General features: G+C 61.6%; 16 protein-coding genes. 6 read left to right on the top strand and 10 right to left on the bottom strand.

Annotated features, from left to right (window positions below):
• The 4 genes from K0M74_RS14820 to ptsP form a co-directional block, all read left to right on the top strand.
• The coding region (locus K0M74_RS14820; RefSeq protein ID WP_293974016.1) for a hypothetical protein at positions 1-183 on the top strand (183 nt) is incomplete at its 5' end.
• Positions 167-1,171 carry a nitronate monooxygenase gene (locus tag K0M74_RS14815; protein ID WP_293974013.1) on the top strand — a complete coding sequence of 335 codons (1,005 nt, stop codon included), beginning with the start codon at positions 167-169 and terminating at the stop codon, positions 1,169-1,171. The genes K0M74_RS14820 and K0M74_RS14815, both read left to right, overlap by 17 nt.
• Positions 1,172-1,203: 32 nt before the next feature.
• Positions 1,204-1,962: a hypothetical protein gene (locus tag K0M74_RS14810; RefSeq protein ID WP_293974010.1), complete on the top strand. Its 759-nt coding sequence runs from the start codon at positions 1,204-1,206 to the stop codon at positions 1,960-1,962.
• A 90-nt stretch (positions 1,963-2,052) separates the two neighbouring features.
• On the top strand, positions 2,053-4,350 hold the full coding sequence (gene ptsP, locus K0M74_RS14805) for a phosphoenolpyruvate--protein phosphotransferase (protein WP_293974007.1): 2,298 nt from the start codon (positions 2,053-2,055) through the stop codon (positions 4,348-4,350).
• Positions 4,351-4,357: 7 nt separating this feature from the next.
• Here ptsP and K0M74_RS14800 read toward each other — a convergent pair whose 3' ends face one another.
• The 5 genes from K0M74_RS14800 to K0M74_RS14780 are packed head-to-tail and all read right to left on the bottom strand — an operon-like array spanning position 4,358 to position 9,829.
• Positions 4,358-5,485, bottom strand: coding sequence for a glycosyltransferase (locus K0M74_RS14800; RefSeq protein ID WP_293974004.1), 1,128 nt, complete (start codon positions 5,483-5,485; stop codon positions 4,358-4,360).
• On the bottom strand, positions 5,478-6,209 hold the full coding sequence (locus tag K0M74_RS14795) for a bifunctional 2-polyprenyl-6-hydroxyphenol methylase/3-demethylubiquinol 3-O-methyltransferase UbiG (RefSeq protein WP_293974001.1): 732 nt from the start codon (positions 6,207-6,209) through the stop codon (positions 5,478-5,480). The genes K0M74_RS14800 and K0M74_RS14795 overlap by 8 nt, the downstream gene beginning before the upstream one ends.
• Positions 6,206-7,150, bottom strand: a complete 945-nt coding sequence (locus K0M74_RS14790; RefSeq protein ID WP_293973998.1) for a lysylphosphatidylglycerol synthase domain-containing protein — start codon at positions 7,148-7,150, stop codon at positions 6,206-6,208. Before K0M74_RS14790 ends, K0M74_RS14795 begins: the two co-directional genes overlap by 4 nt.
• Before the next feature lie 7 nt (positions 7,151-7,157).
• Positions 7,158-8,822 (bottom strand): hypothetical protein, encoded by a 1,665-nt coding sequence (locus K0M74_RS14785; RefSeq protein WP_293973995.1) that lies wholly within the window; start codon positions 8,820-8,822, stop codon positions 7,158-7,160.
• A complete protein-coding gene (locus K0M74_RS14780) occupies positions 8,819-9,829 on the bottom strand; it encodes a glycosyltransferase family 2 protein (protein ID WP_293973991.1) in 1,011 nt (336 codons plus the stop codon). The genes K0M74_RS14785 and K0M74_RS14780 overlap by 4 nt, the downstream gene beginning before the upstream one ends.
• Positions 9,830-10,114: 285 nt before the next feature.
• Between K0M74_RS14780 and K0M74_RS14775 the strand changes: the two genes are divergently transcribed.
• A complete protein-coding gene (locus K0M74_RS14775) occupies positions 10,115-10,531 on the top strand; it encodes a GFA family protein (protein WP_293973988.1) in 417 nt (138 codons plus the stop codon).
• 2 nt (positions 10,532-10,533) lie between these two features.
• On the opposite strand, the gene K0M74_RS14770 is transcribed toward K0M74_RS14775, so the two are convergent.
• The 4 genes from K0M74_RS14770 to K0M74_RS14755 are packed head-to-tail and all read right to left on the bottom strand — an operon-like array spanning position 10,534 to position 15,491.
• Positions 10,534-11,919 carry a serine hydrolase gene (locus K0M74_RS14770; protein ID WP_293973985.1) on the bottom strand — a complete coding sequence of 462 codons (1,386 nt, stop codon included), beginning with the start codon at positions 11,917-11,919 and terminating at the stop codon, positions 10,534-10,536.
• Positions 11,916-13,229, bottom strand: coding sequence for a replication-associated recombination protein A (locus tag K0M74_RS14765; RefSeq protein ID WP_293974019.1), 1,314 nt, complete (start codon positions 13,227-13,229; stop codon positions 11,916-11,918). Before K0M74_RS14765 ends, K0M74_RS14770 begins: the two co-directional genes overlap by 4 nt.
• 19 nt (positions 13,230-13,248) lie before the next feature.
• On the bottom strand, positions 13,249-14,406 hold the full coding sequence (locus tag K0M74_RS14760; protein ID WP_293973982.1) for a glycosyltransferase family 1 protein: 1,158 nt from the start codon (positions 14,404-14,406) through the stop codon (positions 13,249-13,251).
• A gap of 44 nt (positions 14,407-14,450) precedes the next feature.
• Complete coding sequence (locus K0M74_RS14755) at positions 14,451-15,491, bottom strand: hypothetical protein (protein WP_293973980.1); 1,041 nt, start codon at positions 15,489-15,491, stop codon at positions 14,451-14,453.
• A 162-nt stretch (positions 15,492-15,653) separates the two neighbouring features.
• Between K0M74_RS14755 and K0M74_RS14750 the strand changes: the two genes are divergently transcribed.
• Positions 15,654-16,370, top strand: a complete 717-nt coding sequence (locus tag K0M74_RS14750; RefSeq protein WP_293973977.1) for a hypothetical protein — start codon at positions 15,654-15,656, stop codon at positions 16,368-16,370.
• Positions 16,371-16,378: 8 nt separating this feature from the next.
• On the opposite strand, the gene K0M74_RS14745 is transcribed toward K0M74_RS14750, so the two are convergent.
• Positions 16,379-17,314 carry a hemolysin family protein gene (locus K0M74_RS14745; protein ID WP_293973974.1) on the bottom strand — a complete coding sequence of 312 codons (936 nt, stop codon included), beginning with the start codon at positions 17,312-17,314 and terminating at the stop codon, positions 16,379-16,381.
• Positions 17,315-17,319 lie beyond the last annotated feature (5 nt).

Below are 17,319 nucleotides of genomic sequence, written 5' to 3'. Positions count from 1 at the left end.
CGAAAAACCCCGCAGCTGCGTTTATTTTTCGGCTCCATCCGCTGGGGCCGCTGGGGTGGCCGGGGCCCTTTTCTCGCGCCAGACGGATTCACCCGTGCGACGGGCTGCTGCGCCCATGACCGCCAGGGATTGCGCGCGAGTCCGAGTGCTGGCAAAGGCAGCCTCAATGAGCAAAATGAATGAATTGATGGCGCGCGGGACCGAACTGCTCGGCAGCGACTACGCCATCCTGTGCGGCGCGATGAGCTGGGTCTCCGAACGCCATCTGGTCAGCGCGATCAGCAACGCCGGTGGCTTCGGGGTGATCGCGTGCGGCGCGATGACGCCTGCGCTGCTCGATACCGAAATCGCGGCAACAAAGGCGCTGGCGACCAAGCCGTTCGGCGTCAACCTGATCACCATGCACCCGCAATTGTTCGAGCTGATCGAAGTCTGTGCCAAACACGGCGTCGGCCATGTCGTGCTCGCCGGCGGCCTGCCGCCCAAGGGCAGCCTGGAAGCGATCAAGGCATCGGGCGCCAAGGTCATCTGTTTTGCGCCAACGCTGGCGATGGGTAAAAAGCTCGTCCGCTCGGGCGTCGATGCGCTGGTGATCGAGGGAATGGAGGCAGGCGGTCACATCGGTCCGGTCTCGACCAGCGTGCTGGCGCAGGAAATCTTGCCGACGCTGGCTGATGAAGTCCCGGTGTTCGTCGCAGGCGGCATCGGCCGCGGCGAAGCGATCGCCGCCTATCTGGAAATGGGCGCCTCGGGAGTTCAGCTCGGCACCCGCTTCGTCTGCGCCACCGAAAGCATCGCGCATCCCAATTTCAAGAAAGCCTTTATGCGTGCCTCGGCGCGCGAAGCGGTTGCGAGCGTCCAGATCGACCCGCGCCTGCCCGTCATCCCCGTGCGCGCGCTCAAAAATGCCGGGACCGAGGCGTTCAACGCCAAGCAGCGCGAAGTCGCCAACAAGCTCGACAAGGGCGAGGTCGACATGATGGAAGCGCAGCTGGAAATCGAGCATTATTGGGCCGGCGCGCTGCGCCGCGCGGTTATTGACGGCGACATTGAAAATGGTTCGTTAATGGCAGGGCAATCTGTCGGTATGGTATCGGAAGAAGAGAGTGTCGCCGATATTATCGCAACTTTGGTGCAACAGGCCGACGCCGCATTGCACGCTCGGGGTTGATGCCGCATGATAATGCGGCTGGGGAGAAGATCATGAATTTGTCGCGCAAGATCATAGTGGCCGGCTTACTGGCTAGCGTCGCCGCTTGTACCAAAGCGCCGCCGCCCCCGCCTCCGCCGCCCCCGCCTCCACCGGTGGTGATCGTGGTACCCCCGCGGCCGCTGCCGCCGGGCAATGCCGCCGTCACCCAAATCCTGCCAGGGCGAGGGATCGACGGGCGGTTCGTCACCGCGAACAGCAATGTCACTGGCGACCGCGCTTTCTGGCAGCTCAAGATCGGCTTGAACGTCGCCGCCATCGGTTGCCGTGGTCTCGAAGAAACGACGCTGGTGTCGGCGTACAACAACATCATTAAGGCGCATGGCAAGGTCATCCGCTCGACCGAGAAGAACGTTATCACCCAGCTAGGCAAGGAAAATAAGACCAACGGCACCGCCGCGCGCGACAAGCTGTCGACCCAGCTGTTCAACTATTTCGCGCAACCTCCCGCGCAGCGTGCCTTTTGCACCCGTGCCAACGAAATCGCTCAGCTGGTCTCGTCGACGCCGGCCGCGCAGGTGATCGAACAGGCGCCCGCACATCTGGCGCGGCTTGACGAGCCTTTCCATGATTTTTACGAGGCCTACGCCCGGTATCAGTATGATGTCGTCGCATGGGACGCCAAATATGCGCCGCCGCCGGCGATCATGACCGCCCCCGCACCACCGGTTACGCCCTTCGCTCCGACAACGACGACCGCCACGCCGCCGGGTGCAGCGCAGGAGCCGGCCGCGCCGGTCGGGACCAACTGACGTCGGCTTGGCGACCGCCAAGAATAGTTTACCCATGATGGCGCGCGGGGGTCATGGCGCTCGGCGCATCCATCTGTTAGCAGGGGGCGAATGACCAACGCTCCGCCTCCGCCATCCTCGGCCGCCCAGTCAGCGCGGACCATCTTGACCCGGTTGCACGAGGTCATGGCCTCGCGCGCGAACGCGCAGGGCAAGCTCAATCAGGTTGTCGGCATCATCGGTGAATGCCTCGATAGCGAGGTCTGTTCGATCTATCTGCTGCGCGACGGCGCGCTCGAACTTTACGCGACGCGCGGGCTGAAGCAGGAAGCGGTGCACGTCACCCGCCTCGGGCTGGGCGAAGGCCTGGTTGGCATGATCGCCGATCAGATCGAAACACTCAACCTCGACGAGGCCGCGGCGCACCCCGATTTTTCGTACCGCCCCGAAACCGGCGAAGAATTGTTTCATAGCTTCGCAGGGGTGCCGATCATCCGCCGCGAACGAGCAGTCGGCGTCCTCTGCGTCCAACATGCTGACCCGCGCCGCTACGCCGATATCGAGATAGAGACGTTGCAGACCGTCGCGATGGTCTTGTCCGAACTCATCACCAACGCCGACCTGGTCGATACCGCCGCGCGCACCGATGCCGCTGCTGCCGACCAGTCGGCGCAGCGGCTGAACGGGCAGAAACTGGTCGACGGCATGGGCGCCGGGGTCGCGGTCTTCCACCAGCCGCGTATCACCATCGAACATACCGTCGCCGAAGATACCGAGGCCGAGCGTCACCGGGTCTATGCCGCGTTCGACAAGATGCGCGAACAGATCGACCGTATGGCAAGTCAGGCCGACTTCGGGGTCGGCGGTGAACATGATGAGGTCATCCAGACCTACAAGATGTTCGCCTATGACGAAGGCTGGTCGCGGCGGATCAATGAAGCGATCGACAGCGGCCTGACCGCCGAGGCGGCGATCGAGCGCGTTCAGCAACGCACCCGGATGCGGATGCGCCAGATCGACGACGCGCTGCTGCGCGACCGCATGCATGACCTGGAGGATCTGTCGAACCGCCTGATCCGCATCGTTTCGGGGCAGATGGGGACAGCGGCGCAGATGGGGCTGCGGCAGGATTCGATCCTGATCGCACGCAACCTTGGCCCCGCCGAACTGCTCGAATATGACCGCCGCCGCCTCAAGGGCGTCGTGCTCGAAGAAGGCTCGCTCACCGCGCATGTCATCATCGTTGCGCGCGCGATGGGCGTTCCCGTCATCGGCCGCGTCAGCGACGTGCGTGCTTCGATCCGCGAAGGCGATTTGCTGCTGCTCGATGCGGCAGCGGGCGCGCTGCACGTCCGCCCGACGCAGGCGGTGCAGGATGCGTTCGACGCCAAGCTGGTAATTTCGCAAAAACGCCGCGCCAACCTCGCCTCGCTGCGCGACCTGCCCGCGATCACCAAGGATGGCGTGCCGATCGAGCTGATGATCAACGCGGGTTTGCGTGAGGACGTCGCTGCGCTCGACCTGACCGGCGCAAGCGGTATCGGGCTGTTCCGCACTGAGTTTCAATTTCTGGTATCGGCGACATTGCCGTCGCGCGACCGCCAGCAACGACTCTATCGCGACGTGCTCGACGCCGCAGGCGATCGCCCGGTGATCTTTCGCACCGTCGACATCGGCGGTGACAAGGCGCTGCCCTATATGAATGTCGAGGGCAGCGCGCTGGAAGAAAATCCGGCCATGGGCTGGCGCGCACTGCGCTTGGCCCTCGAGCGCGAAGGGCTCCTCAAGGTTCAGGCGCGCGCACTCATGGAGGCCGCCGCCGGACGCACGCTCAACGTCATGTTCCCGATGGTGTCCGAGCCTTGGGAATATGAGGCCGCGCGCAACCTGTTCGTCGGGCAGCGGGCTTGGCTAGCCAAGCATAACAAGAAGCTGCCGGTTGCGATCCGTTATGGTGCGATGCTCGAAGTGCCGGGGCTGCTCGAAACGCTCGATCTGATGCTGCCGCATCTCGATTTCCTGTCGGTCGGGACCAATGACCTCACCCAGTTCCTGTTCGCCGCCGACCGCGCCCATCCGCGCCTCGCCGAGCGATATGACTGGCTGTCGCCGATCGTCATGCGCTATCTGGCGCGCGTCGTGCGGACGGTATCGGGAACCAAGGTCGCGCTGGGCGTTTGCGGCGAGATGGGGGGACGGCCGCTCGAGGCCATGGCACTGCTCGGCGTCGGCATCGAACGCCTGTCAATCACCCCGGCGGGGGTCGGCCCGGTGAAGGCGATGATCCGCTCGCTCGACCTCGGCGCGCTGCGCGCCGACATGCCGACGATCCTTGCGCAGCCAACATCGAACCCGCGCGGACAGTATCAGACGTGGGCCGAAGCGCATCAGGTCGATTTGGGGGATTGAGACGACCTTATCCAGGAGTCGCTGCTGGTCTTCGACACTCGAGCAGCAACGCCGCAAAACGATCCCACCCCGTCTCGTCCGCGCTGATTGGCATGATGTCGGACAACTCCTTCGCGCGTTCGCGCGTGATGTCGCGCGCAATCATTTCGGCGAGCACAACGGGATCTCCCGCCGGAAATAGCCAGCCATTCCGCCCCGGCACGATCACCTCCGAAAACCCGGGAAGATCGCTGGCGATAACAGGCCTTTGATACCGGGCGGCCAGTGCAGCCACGCCTGACCCTGTTACTGATCGATAAGGTGCAACCACCGCATCTGCGCGCTCGAACAGATCGGCGGCCTCTTGGTCGGAGACATAGCGCGGAATGAACTCGACCTGATCGGCAACACCGTGATCGATCGCCAGTTGCTGCAGTTCCTTGATGTCGCCCCACACTTCGCCCGCAACAGTCAGTCTCACGTCGCGACTAGGCAGACGGCCCAGCGCTTCGATCGCAAGGTCGACACCCTTATAGGGTCGGACGAGCCCGAAGCAGATCAATTCCAGAGCGTACTCGCGCGGCAATCGCTTTGAGGACGAGGGATAATCTGCATAAGCCGGATGCGGACAAATACGCACCGGCCTGTCCGCTGCAACCGGGCGCAGCTGGTCCGCGAGTGCTTCACCGTGTGTAATATAGACGTCAGCGGCTTCTAGCTGCCACCGGGAGATCCAGCGCTTCCATCGTGCGCCGCCGTGATCTACCACATTGTGGACAATCTGCGCCACCGGAATGCCACGACGACGCAGCGCCTGCGCAATTGCTGCGAGCGCGGGCGAGACGAAGAATGTCCAAGCAGGTATCACAACCAACGCCGGTCGAGCACTAGCGATGCGCTTTGCCGCACGGTGCCAACTTAGCGGGTTCAGAGTGTCGAGATCATAACGGACCAAAATACCAGCCAGGGTACCCATATTTGGATCACGATCATCCAACCCTGGATAGAGGATGCGCGGATAGAGCCGATCAAAGCTTTCCACGCATAGATCGATGTCTGGGACGCGCGCCAGCGCGCGCGCGAGTGCACCGCTATGCCGTGCAATACCGCCTCGAAATGGTGCGACAGGAGCAACTAGCAATATCCTGTCAGTCATCGTCGCTGTATTTCGCGCCCTTGCCGCCACCGGACTGACACAGCATGATCAATGTAGGATAGGCTGGTCGCAAACAATTCAGCAGAACGCGCGGCACGAACTTGAGCACCGCTCGCATAGCTCCACCCATTTCATGCTCGATCACCCAAGCCGCAGCGTCCTGAGACCGGTCGTTGACGACAGGGAACTCGCGGCGGAGCATTGTTAGCAATGTGCTGCGCGACAATGGGTAGCAATCATAATTCAAACCCTTACCGGTCGTCCGTACCACGATATTTGCCAGTTTACGCGGCATCGCGCCCAGCAGCGGCAGGCGAAAATGCGGCTCAATCAGCGCCCACTTGTTGGGTACCGCAAGATAAAGAAGCCCCTTGGGCTTTAGAATACGCCGAATCTCGGCCAATATCGTCTGCTGCGTCATTATGTCACCGACATGCTCAATGACATGGTTGAAAATGACGACATCAAAACGTGCATCGCCGAAGGGCAGTATTTCACCTTCAATAAGGGTCAATGCAAGGGCGCCTCGATAGGCGCCGTCATCACGATCGGCAGGAATGACCTTGGCTCCACGCGCGTGGAAATAATCAGACAAAACACCCGAACCAGCGCCGAGGTCGAGCAAGTCGAGGCTGTCAACACGGCCGCCGATAAGGGCTTCGATCTTGCGCGCCTTCATCACTCGCGAATGTTGGTCAGCGATCACATGGCCATTGGTCGTCATGATCGACCCTTTTCCCATCGCAACCAAAAATATCCCACTAGTGCCACAGCCACATCGGCAATCGCGGTTAAAATTCGATGTAGCATCACACAAGCAACGGCCGCTCCGCCGCCTACCAGCGGGCCAAGCCACACCACCAGAATTGCTTCGCGCACGCCGAGACCAGCTGGTGCACCGGGAACGACATAGCCTGCCGCCCAAGCCACCGCAAATATCCCCACGGTCGCGGCAACCGAAAACGTCACCGGCACGATCGCCGTAACGAGCATGTGGAAAGACAGTCCAATCAGGACAAAACTGACGATAAGCCACGCCGACGCCATCAGCAGAGCACGCCACGACACCCGCATCCGGAAAAGGATCGCACCGATGACAAGTAGCGCTCCCGGAACGACAATTGCAGGTAGCGCCGCGTAGCCGGTTAGCGCAGCATTAATCGCCGTCACCGGAGCCGGGTCGATCGACAGTGTAACAATCGCAATCGCCCCCGCCGCAAACAATGTTGCTAAGATTTCCAAAAGCGTCGCGATGCCGCTATGCGTGAGCCGAACGCCAAGCGAGGACGCGAGTCCCGCGCGAGCGACATAATGAGCAATATTGCCCGGAAGATATTTGCCGATCTGGGCGACCAGATTGAGTCGCAACGCCGACCAGAAAGGCAACTCCTGTCCCATCCGCCGAAGACCCACGATCCACGCCGCCGACGAACTGATATGGGTGAGCGCATAAAGAAGAGTTGCAAAAATAAGAGTGCTGGGATCGACATGGATATGCCCCACGACTAGTGGCCAGTTACGCGCTGCAAAAACCCCCACATACCCCAAGCTGATTAGAAACAGTACGGTGCCCACAGCATAGAGCCACTTGCGCGTCGTCGCGCCGATACCGAACCGTGCATTGTCCTGTGACACCGGGACGTCGAGGGTTGTAATCTCGTTCATCCTTAGCCTAAAAATCCTTGAACAGCGGGTTGGCGCTAAAAGGTTGCGCCGGTCGTTTGAGATTTTTGCCCCATCGCAGCCGTGTTTCGTTAGGGGTATCGGGCTCAAAGCGATACACACCGCGTCGCAATTGCACAAAGTCACCTGGCATATATTGCTTGCGATCGATACGCGCCGCTGCACCTTCGATCGTATAAATACCAGGAGTATAAACAAGGAAATCCTGTATGCCGCTAAAAGGGGGGAATCGCCGACCGGCGACCCAAAGCGGACCCCAGTGAGGAATAAAACCGTCGCGAAGCGCTCGTGCATCCTCTTCTTTAAGCTCCCAAGCCGGTTCCGCTCCTGTTTGGTTACGGTCGAGTAACTCTTGATTGAGTACCAATAGCGGCACGGTTTCGCGTGCCATCACGTCGACAAAGCTTTCTTCGTGACCAACCCAATATTTCCGCACACCCCATGTCGTCATGAAGAAATTTGCCTTGGGGAAATCGACGATCATACCTGGAAAGTCGAAATAGGCGACCGGTTCGGGGAAAATTTCATGCACCGCTGTTAGCACCTCCTTTTGAACCGGGAGCACAGTGCGCGGCGTCGCCAAACTGATGATCAAGGCATTGGCCATAAAGGCGGTCATCAGAAGTTTGGCAGAAACGCGCTCAATAATTTGCCCTATCGCGACGGCCACGCCAACCATCACCGGCGGTAGGATAAATACATAGAAATAGGGAAAACTGTTCCGGTAAAAGATGATACTCGCAAGCGGCACTATCAGAGCCGCAATGACGACTCGGTTGCTATGGGTTAGGTTCGCTCGGGAAATCGCCATGGGCGCGGACAAGAGCAGGGCCGCGAGAAACGGAGCAGCCGTAATGGCGCCCAAGATATAGGGCCAACGAGGGAACATACCTTCGCTGAACATCATCATACCCGAGGTCGTGATGGTTTTAGAAGCGCTCGCGGCGGGTGAATGGGTGATTTCGGGGAGGCTCAAGATGGTCGCACCGACGAATAGGCCGCTCAAGACACTCGTTACGATCGCCAGCAGCCCAAGGCGACGCAGCGTGTCGCTCGGTAATTCAGCCTCGCGCCAGCGGAGCCACGCCACAGCGGCGAAAGCGGGGGCATAGAAGACCACTTTGATCGTGGTCAGCAGTGCTAATGCCGCTAGCAATGCCGTAATAGTGATGGCCTTCGCGTCGAGCCGGCTTTCCAGCAGCATCCAAAGTGAACCCATCAGGAACGCCGCGGCCATCGGATCAGCACGATAGGAGAAGCCGTGCTGGACAACATAGCCGCCCGTGAAATAAGCCAGTGTAGCAAGCGCCGCGGGGAGACGACCAGCGAAATGGCGACCGATACCATAGATGGCTGCTAGAGTGGCCATTTCAAAGCCAAGCATGAACAGCCGCGCAATCCGAATCTGATCGACCGCATCAACCGGCAGCATCGGCAACCAAAAAAATGCGCGGGCATAGAGCACTTGCAGCGTTTCAGCCAGACGTCCCTGGTGAAATGCATGCGCTTCGCTGAGGTGGAAAAACTCGTCCCAATTGACGGGCCGATTGAACACAAGTTCCAGCTGCAGAACCAACGCAGCAGCGAAACACGCGATCACCCAGCGCCAAGGTGCCTGCTGTTCAATCGGCGACAATGCAGTAGCGCCGCTCACGCCACACGCTTTTGCGACAGCTTCGTCGCTTTGGCGTTGGCCTCTCCCTGCCGCTCGATGCGTGCCAGACAATCATCAATTTGACGAATTCGCGTTAGGCTGACTTCGATTAATTTTCGGTTGGCAGCAATCAGATCGGCGAGAACTCCCAAGATAGCGACCATTGCACCTAGCACCAATAATGCACCGCCGATTACCAACGATTGCACATGTCCATCGCCATTGCCCTGCGCATACAGGAGCAGAAACCGAAGGATCGGCAGTGCACCCGAAAAAACGAGGACAAGCCCGATCCCGACAAAGACACGGAGCGGATTATGTGTCGTATAAGCCCGGGCCATTGTTACACCGGTATTGACAATGAACCGCGGGATCGACTTGAACAATCGCGACGGGCGCGTTGCCGCATTGGTCCTGATCGGTACGCTTGTGATCGCCAGTCGCTTACGGCCAGCTTGGATCAACATGTCGGTCGTGTAGCTGAATTCCGTAGTGATATTGATTCTCTGCGCGGCCTCTCGGCTGATCGCTCGAAATCCGCTGACTGCATCTGGGATATTCACACTGGCGAGACGCTGAACCATCGCGCTGCCCAGTTCCTGCAACCGGCGTTTGAGCGGGCCAAAATGCGCATTGTCCCCGACACCGCGATCCCCAACGACGATATCGGCTCGACCATCCAGAATCGGCGCGACGATTTTGGCGATGTCTTCGCCAACATATTGGCCGTCGGCATCGGTGTTGACGATGATGTCGGCGCCTGCAGCGAGAGCCGCATCGATCCCCGAGCGGAACGCCGCGGCAAGACCGCGGTTGGTACGATGGCGGACAACATGATGCACGCCCCACATCAGTGCCACTTGCGCGGTATTGTCCGTGCTACCGTCGTCGATGACCAGAACTTCGATGCTGGCGATGCCGTCAATTTTGCGGGGCAACGCGGCGAGTGTCGCGGGCAGGTCGTCGGCTTCGTTCAGACAGGGGATCTGGATGACAAGTTTTGTCATGCCGCGTCCGATATCTGTGCGCCGTCCATCGAGAGGAAAGGCACCAACTTGGCTAAAGCTTGCTGATCCATAAAATTCCCCAGAACCCTAATTGACTTGATGCCTAAACGCTTGTGGTTAACGCAGACCTAACTCGGCCTCCCGGTACTCACTAGCGATGCTTTTTGGAGGCCATCCACTATCGTTCAGCGTTGCCCGCTTCGGCCGGGGCAATTGACGCGCGAGGTAATTGTGTTCGTAACGATGTTTATGTTATGTTCTTCCATTGGAATAGGGAGAACAAGCATGAACGATTCGGCCCCCCGCGCTACCGGCCAGTGCCATTGCGGTGCGATCCGATATTCGATGTCAACCGCGGTGCAGCATCATGCGCTGTGCTATTGCAGCGATTGCCGCCGCCATGCGGGTGCGCCGATGGTCGGGTGGGCGCTGGTCGGGCAGAACGAGATCGAAATCACCGGCACGCCCAAAGTCTACGCGTCGTCCGAACATGGCCGACGCCATTTCTGCGGCGAGTGCGGCACCGGGCTGTTCTATACTAGCGAAGTGATTTTTCCGGGTCAGATCGACGTCCAGTCGGCGACGCTCGACGACCCGAGTCTTATTCCCGCACAAGTGCAGATTCAGACCGCTGAGCGTATCGGGTGGATGGAAAAGCTGGACAGTCTGCCCACGTTCGAGCGCTATCCGCCATTCGAATAGGGTCAGTCGGCGCTGTCCGCCGCGACGATTGCTTTGACCAAGGCCGCGATGTCGAGCCGGTTCTTGTCGTCGTCATAGCCTTGGCGGACAATTACCAATTGGCGCGACGGGATGACGATCAGATATTGGCCGCGATTGCCAAAGGCTCCGAACGCGTCGGCAGGGACGCCGTCGGTTTTGTTGAGCAACCAAAAGCCCGCGCCATAGCCGAACATCCCGGCAGGCTGTGGTCCGCTCGGGGTGGTCACGAAGCTACGCCAGAGGGCGGGCAACAGCCGCTGGCCGTCCCACAGACCATCATTTTGATATAGCAGCCCGAGCCGGGCAAGGTCGCGCGCGGTCGTCCATACCTGGCTCGACAGGATATAGTCGCCGTCCTTGTCATGTTCGACAAAGGTGCGCGCCATGCCGATCCGGTCGAAGAAAGCGCTGGGGTTGAGCACCCCGTCCGCCTTCGCCTGCGCCGCCTTGAGCGAAAGTACCGCGAGCAGCGTGTCGTTGTTGGCATAGCGATAGCGGGTACCTGGCGGGTTCAGCAGCGGCCATTGCACGGTCCACTGACGCACCGACGCGCCGCCCATGTAAATCGCATCGGTGCGATTGCCCGCCGTGTCGCTGGTCAGCCCGCTCGCCATTCGCATCAATTGTTCGGTGGTGATCGCGGCGCGCGGATCGCCGGGGCGCTGCCATTCGGCGATTGCCGCGGGCGACGTGACGTCGATCTGACCGCGGTGGACCGCATGCCCGATCAGCGTCGCCGCCATAGACTTGGCGACCGAGAAGGTCCGCTGAGCGGTGTGCATGTTATGTCCACCCCAATAGCTTTCTACCGAAATCCGGCCGTCCTTGACGATCAGCAACGAACTGGTGCGCCCGCCGAAGTCCTCGATCGCCACCGTCGCCCGCTGGAACTTGCCATATCCCCTTGTGGTCGGCCAGCGCGCGCCCTCGTCGCCCAGTGGCCATGACTGGCCGTCGAGGTTCGGTCGCGGAGCGATGTCGCCGACCGGTGGCGGCGACGCCCCAATCGGTAGCGTGACGCAGCCTTCGCCGCCGGTCCATTGCGCCACGCGCGGCGGCATGTCGTCGCGGTAGCGCACCCGCACCTGTTTGGCGGTCTCACCGACATCGGCTTTCAGCGCGCGGACATCGCTCTCGATCTCAGGATAAATGCCGGTTAGCTCGTCGCGTTCGATCGCGTCGAGCGATTTTCCGGCACCGTTCCACAGCGATGAGCAGGTGAGCGCTGCGCGGTAGCCCGCCGCCCAAGCCCGGTTGAGGTCGGCATTGGCATCGGCTGCCTGCACCGGGAGCGCCATCACCCCAAGTGTGATGGCTAGCACCAACCGACGCTGCGTCAGGACATCCTTCATGCGCACCCTCATCATTTCCCGCCCCGTGTCTTGCGCTGTTCGTCCCACCAAGCGATGCGTTCGGCGATCCGCTTTTCGAACCCGCGATCGGTCGGCTGGTAGTAGGTTTGTGCGCCCATCCCCTCGGGCCAATAATCGGCGCCTGAAAAGCCGCCCTCCGCATCATGATCATATTCATAGCCGGCGCCATACCCGAGATCCTTCATCAGCTTGGTCGGGGCGTTGAGGATATTTGCGGGCGGCGCGAGCGATCCGGTGTCGCGGGCGGATGCGAACGCCGCCTTCTGCGCCGCATAAGCTGAATTCGATTTGGGTGCGGTGGCGAGGTAGAGGCAAGCCTGAACGATCGCCAGTTCACCTTCGGGTGAGCCGAGAAACTGATAGGCATCCTTGGCGGCGAGACATTGCACCAGCGCCTGCGGATCGGCGAGACCAATATCCTCGCTCGCAAACCGCACCAGCCGCCGCAGCACATAGAGCGGCTCCTCGCCCGCGACGAGCATCCGCGCCATATAATAGAGCGAAGCCTGCGGATCAGAGCCGCGCAGCGCCTTGTGCAGCGCCGAAATCAGATTGTAATGACCGTCGCGGTCCTTGTCATAGACCGGCATCCGGCGGTGCAGAAACTGCGCGAGCTCGGCGGGGTCGAGCGGGTCTCCTATCGCGGCCGCGAACAGCGTCTCGACCTGGTTGAGCAGGAAACGACCGTCGCCGTCGGCGCTTGCAACCAACGCCGCCCGGGCATCGTCGGTAACCGGCAGGCTGCGACCAATGTCGGCCTCGGCACGCGCGACCAGTTGCGCCAGCGCATCTTCGCCGAGCCGGCTCAGGACCAGCACCTGCGCCCGCGACAAGAGCGCCGCGTTCAGCGCAAAGCTGGGATTCTCGGTCGTCGCGCCGACGAGCACCACCGTCCCGCGCTCAACATAGGGCAGGAAGCCATCCTGTTGCGCGCGATTGAAACGGTGAATCTCGTCGACGAACAACAAGGTCCGCTTGCCCGCCGCGGCCATTTTTTCGGCGTCGGCAAAAGCCGTTCGCAAGTCGGCGACGCCCGAGAACACCGCGGACAGCGCCGAAAAGCGCATTCCTACCGCTTCGGCGAGCAACCGCGCGATCGTCGTCTTGCCCGTACCCGGCGGCCCCCACAGAATGATCGAAGACAATTGCCCCGCAGCAACCATGCGGCCGATCGTGCCTTCGGGCCCGGTCAGATGCTCCTGCCCGACGACGTCGGCCAGCGTGCGTGGGCGGAGGCGCTCGGCAAGCGGCACCGGGCCGGTCGCCGGGCCTTCCCGCAGGGCCGGTGCGTCGCCGCCGAACAGATCCCCAGCCACGATGGCCCTAGCCCCCGCGCCGCTGTTTCTGGCGGATCAGGCGCAGGTAGGTGTCGGCGACCGCCTGGTTGATCGCATCCCATTGATAGGCGCCGCTTTCGATCACCGCCGCCGCGCCATGGTCGGCGCGGAGCGGAATGTCTCGGCAATAGCGCTGCAGATGATCGGCAAAGCCGGTGATCGACCCCGGCGACACAAGAAACCCCGTCCGGCCGTGCTTGACGATGCTGGCGCTGCCGGTGGCGCGCGCCGCGACGACGGGCAGTCCGCACGCCATCGCTTCAAGTGTCACATTGCCAAAAGTTTCAGTGACCGACGGGTTGAAGAAAATGTCGCACGACGCCAGCGCATGCGCCAGATCTTCGCCGCCCTGAAACCCGATAAAACTGGCGTTTGGCAGGCGCGATTCGAACCATTCGCCTGCCGGTCCCTCACCGATCACGACGACCTTGTGGGGCACTCCGCGCCGTGCAAGCACGTCGATGGAGTCGGCGAACACATCCAGCCCCTTCTCCATCACCAGCCGACCAAGGAAGGCGATAGCGGGAACGTCGTCTTCGATGCCAAGCGACTGGCGCCACGCGATGTCGCGGCGCCCCGGGTTGAAGATCCCCTGCTCGACGCCGCGGGTCCAGATCCCGATATCGTAATTCATCCGCTGGTCGCGCAGCACCTGCGCGAAACTTTCCGACGGTGCGATCAGCGCGTCACATCTGCGATACAGCTTACGAAGCCAGGCAACCATCAACGGTTCGAGGAACGACAGGTTATAGTAACGAAAATAAGTCTCGAAGCGTGTGTGGACCGAACAGGCCACCGGTATGCGGCGTCGCCGTGCCCACGCTGCCACCTGCCGCGAAACGCGGTCGGGGCTGGAGATGTGGAGGACGTTCGGCGCGAAGGCGGCGATGTCCTGCCGCACGCGCGACGAGAAGGTCACCGGGATGCGATATTCGCTGCGGCCAGGGATCGCAAAGGAGGGTACGCTCACCAGATCGCCCGTCGGCTCGAAATCGGGGTTGGCGACGGTCGGCGAATAAACGCGCACCGCGGCGCCATGCGCGAGCAGATAGCCGACAAGGCGGTTGAGTGCCTTGTTCGCGCCATCGACGGTCATATTGTAATTGCCGCTGAACAGGGCGATGCGCAGGTCGGAGACGTCCATCGCGTCTGCGCTAACCCTCTCACCGCGCAAACGCAACGCCGCCGTCAGGCCATGATGCTGTACGGTTCGCCCGGTTTCTGTCGGCACATCCGCTTTGCCACCCGCGTTTCCTCGCCCTCGACGATCGCGATGTCCGTGATCGACAGGCACCTGCTGCCATTGGGTTCGGTGTTAAGCGCGGTAATCGTCGACGAACCCGCCACCCCTTCGCGGGTCGGGCTGGTCCATTTGGCGGTGGCACCGACCTCTTCCTTCTTGGTCACCGCGATAGTCGCCTCAGCGGCGACCTTCTGTTCCTTTTCGTCGAGCTGGCACGCGATCTCGGAAACGAGCACTGCGCCAAACAGGCCCGACACCGCGGTGCCGATGCCTTTCAGCCCTGCCGCGCTTCCCGCAACGCCGCCGATCAGCCCGCCGAGCGCGCCGCCTCGTTTGCGGGCGCGCTTGCATTTGGCGTCGGGGTTGGCGCCGTCAGCGCGCTTCGTCTCGTCGCCCTTCTTCCCAGGCTTGTCGACGCTGTCGGCCGTTGCAACTGCGGCGGGAGCTGGGTAGCCATTGCACCCCGTGTTGAAACAGAAACGGTCGGCAAGATAGGCGCGGTCGGTCTGATATTGCGCCTCGATGCCGCGATAGGCGGCAAGATTGGCCCCTTCGGGATTGGACGCGGCGTGTTCGGCCATCACGGTCTGGAAAAAGCGATACTGGGTGTCCGCCGAATAGCGTTTGTTGGCGCCAACCTGGGTCGAATAGAGCGACGACAAAACGTCCTGATAGGCGATCATCGCCTGCCGATAGGGGAGCATCTTTTCGCGATAATAGGCGTCGATCGCCACGGTGCAGCGGTTGATGGCCTCAGCTTGGTCGAATGGCTCTTTCATCTTGCGATAATCCTCGCGGCAAGGCGGATAGCTATCGGTATCGAGCGTCGGTCGTGGTGGCAGGGCGGGCAGCGGCGGTTCGGCGACCACGGGCGGGACGTAGGCTTTGTCGCCCTCGCCCGGTGCACCCTGCCACGCGGCGGCGGCGCCGCTGGACACCAATATGGCGCCGATGGCGACGAGCACCGTTTGATGTCGCAACTTCATTCGCATCCCAAATCCCCTGCCCCTGTACTTCAAAGGCTACGCCTCAATATTCGTCCCCACAAGCTTGGTCAGTGACGCCGGTCATACCCCCAAGCGCCAGCGACCGTTATTGTTCTGGCGCCGGCGGTGGACTAGAGTCAGGGTTGAATTGGGAGGGGTTGCATGCGCAGCTGGATCAAATCGGTCACCGCAATCGCCGCGATGCTGGCATGCACCGCGGCGACGCCGCCGGGCATGGACCCCGACAACCCGACCTGCCCCGCCAAACCCAATTGGTCCGATTACAAGACGATGGTGCTGACGCCGTTCAAGCGCAGCGGCGAAACGGTGCTGCTCGCCGAAGGCCGCGTCGACAGCGAGCTTCCCGCACGGCTCGAAAAAGTGCTGACCGACAATCCGTCGATCAGCGAAATCTGGATCCGTTCGCCCGGCGGCGACGCGCGCGCCGGCAATGCCGCGGGCTTGCTGATCCGCAAATTCAGCAAAGAGCGCCAGATGATCACGCGCATTCCGTCGGGATGGACCTGTTTCAGCGCGTGCAATTTCGTTTTCATGGGCGGCCGCGCGCGGACGATCGATCCCGGCGGCCATTTCATGGTCCATATGTTCACGATGACCGGCGACAAGGACGCGATCCAGTCGAGCGTCGCGCTAGGTACCGAATCGACCACCGAGCTGATCAGCGACGTCGAGCGCGAAGCAGCGCTGATGGCGACCGAGGACAATGACCTGCTCATCCGGCTCGACGTCTCGCGCGATCTGCTGTCCGACATCATGTATCGGCAGAAAGCCGTCGCGACGGACAGCGACCGTTCGACGCGCCGTTGTCTGACGCGGAAAGAAGCGCTGAAATATAATGTGGTCAACGTCGACGATTAAGTAGCGGTTTAGTCGCCGGTTTCGGACGGCGCTTCCAGGTCGACCTCAACCGGCGGGTGCAGGCGCAGGCGATGGACGCGGCGCTCGTCGGCCTCGGTCACCTCGATCCGCCAGCCGCTGGGGTGGAGCAATATCTCGCCAACCTCAGGGACGTGCCCCGCCAGCACCGCGGCAAGACCGCCCAGCGTGTCGACATCTTCGTCAATCTCGGCAAGCCGCGGGTCGATCGCTTCACCGATATCGTCCAGCTCGGCGCGCGCGTCGGCGTTCCAGCAGCCGTCGTCGCCGGGCGTGAACAGCGCGGTGGGCTCGTCGTCATGCTCGTCCTCGATCTCGCCGACAATTTCCTCGACCAGATCCTCGATCGTCAGCAGTCCTTCGGTACCCGAATATTCGTCGATGACGATCGCCAGATGGGTGCGCTTGGCGCGCATTTCCGCCAGCAGGTCGAGCACCCCCATCGACTGCGGGACGTAGAGCGGCTGGCGGATCAGATCGAGCAGCGGCGGCGGCGGGCGCCCCTCGGCCAGCACCGCGAACACGTCCTTGACGTGAATCATGCCGACAACTTCGTCGAGGTTCCCGCGATACACCGGCAGACGGCTGTGCCCCGCCTCGGCGAATTGCGCCACGATTTCGTCGAAACTCGCGCTTTCGGGGATCGCGATGATGTCGGCGCGCGGCACCGCGACATCGTCGACCGTCTGTTCGCCGAAATGGAGCAGGTTGCGCAGCATCTTGCGCTCAATCGGCGACATATCGCCCACGATATTGCTGCCGCGCCGGTCGTGACCCTCTTCCTCGGCCTCGTCGATGACCTCTTCGATCTGCTCGCGCAGCGACGGTTCCTTGTCGCCGCCGAACAGCAATGTCCGAAGCCCGGCCCAAAGGCCGGACCTACTGTCCTCTTCCGATCGGTTCGAAGACCCCTGGTCGTCGGGCATATTTG

This window comes from Sphingopyxis sp. (assembly GCF_019459305.1).
Classification (GTDB): Bacteria; Pseudomonadota; Alphaproteobacteria; order Sphingomonadales; family Sphingomonadaceae; genus Sphingopyxis.
The sequence above is the reverse complement of the archived record's forward strand: the minus strand, read 5'-3'. Positions and strand labels throughout refer to the sequence as shown.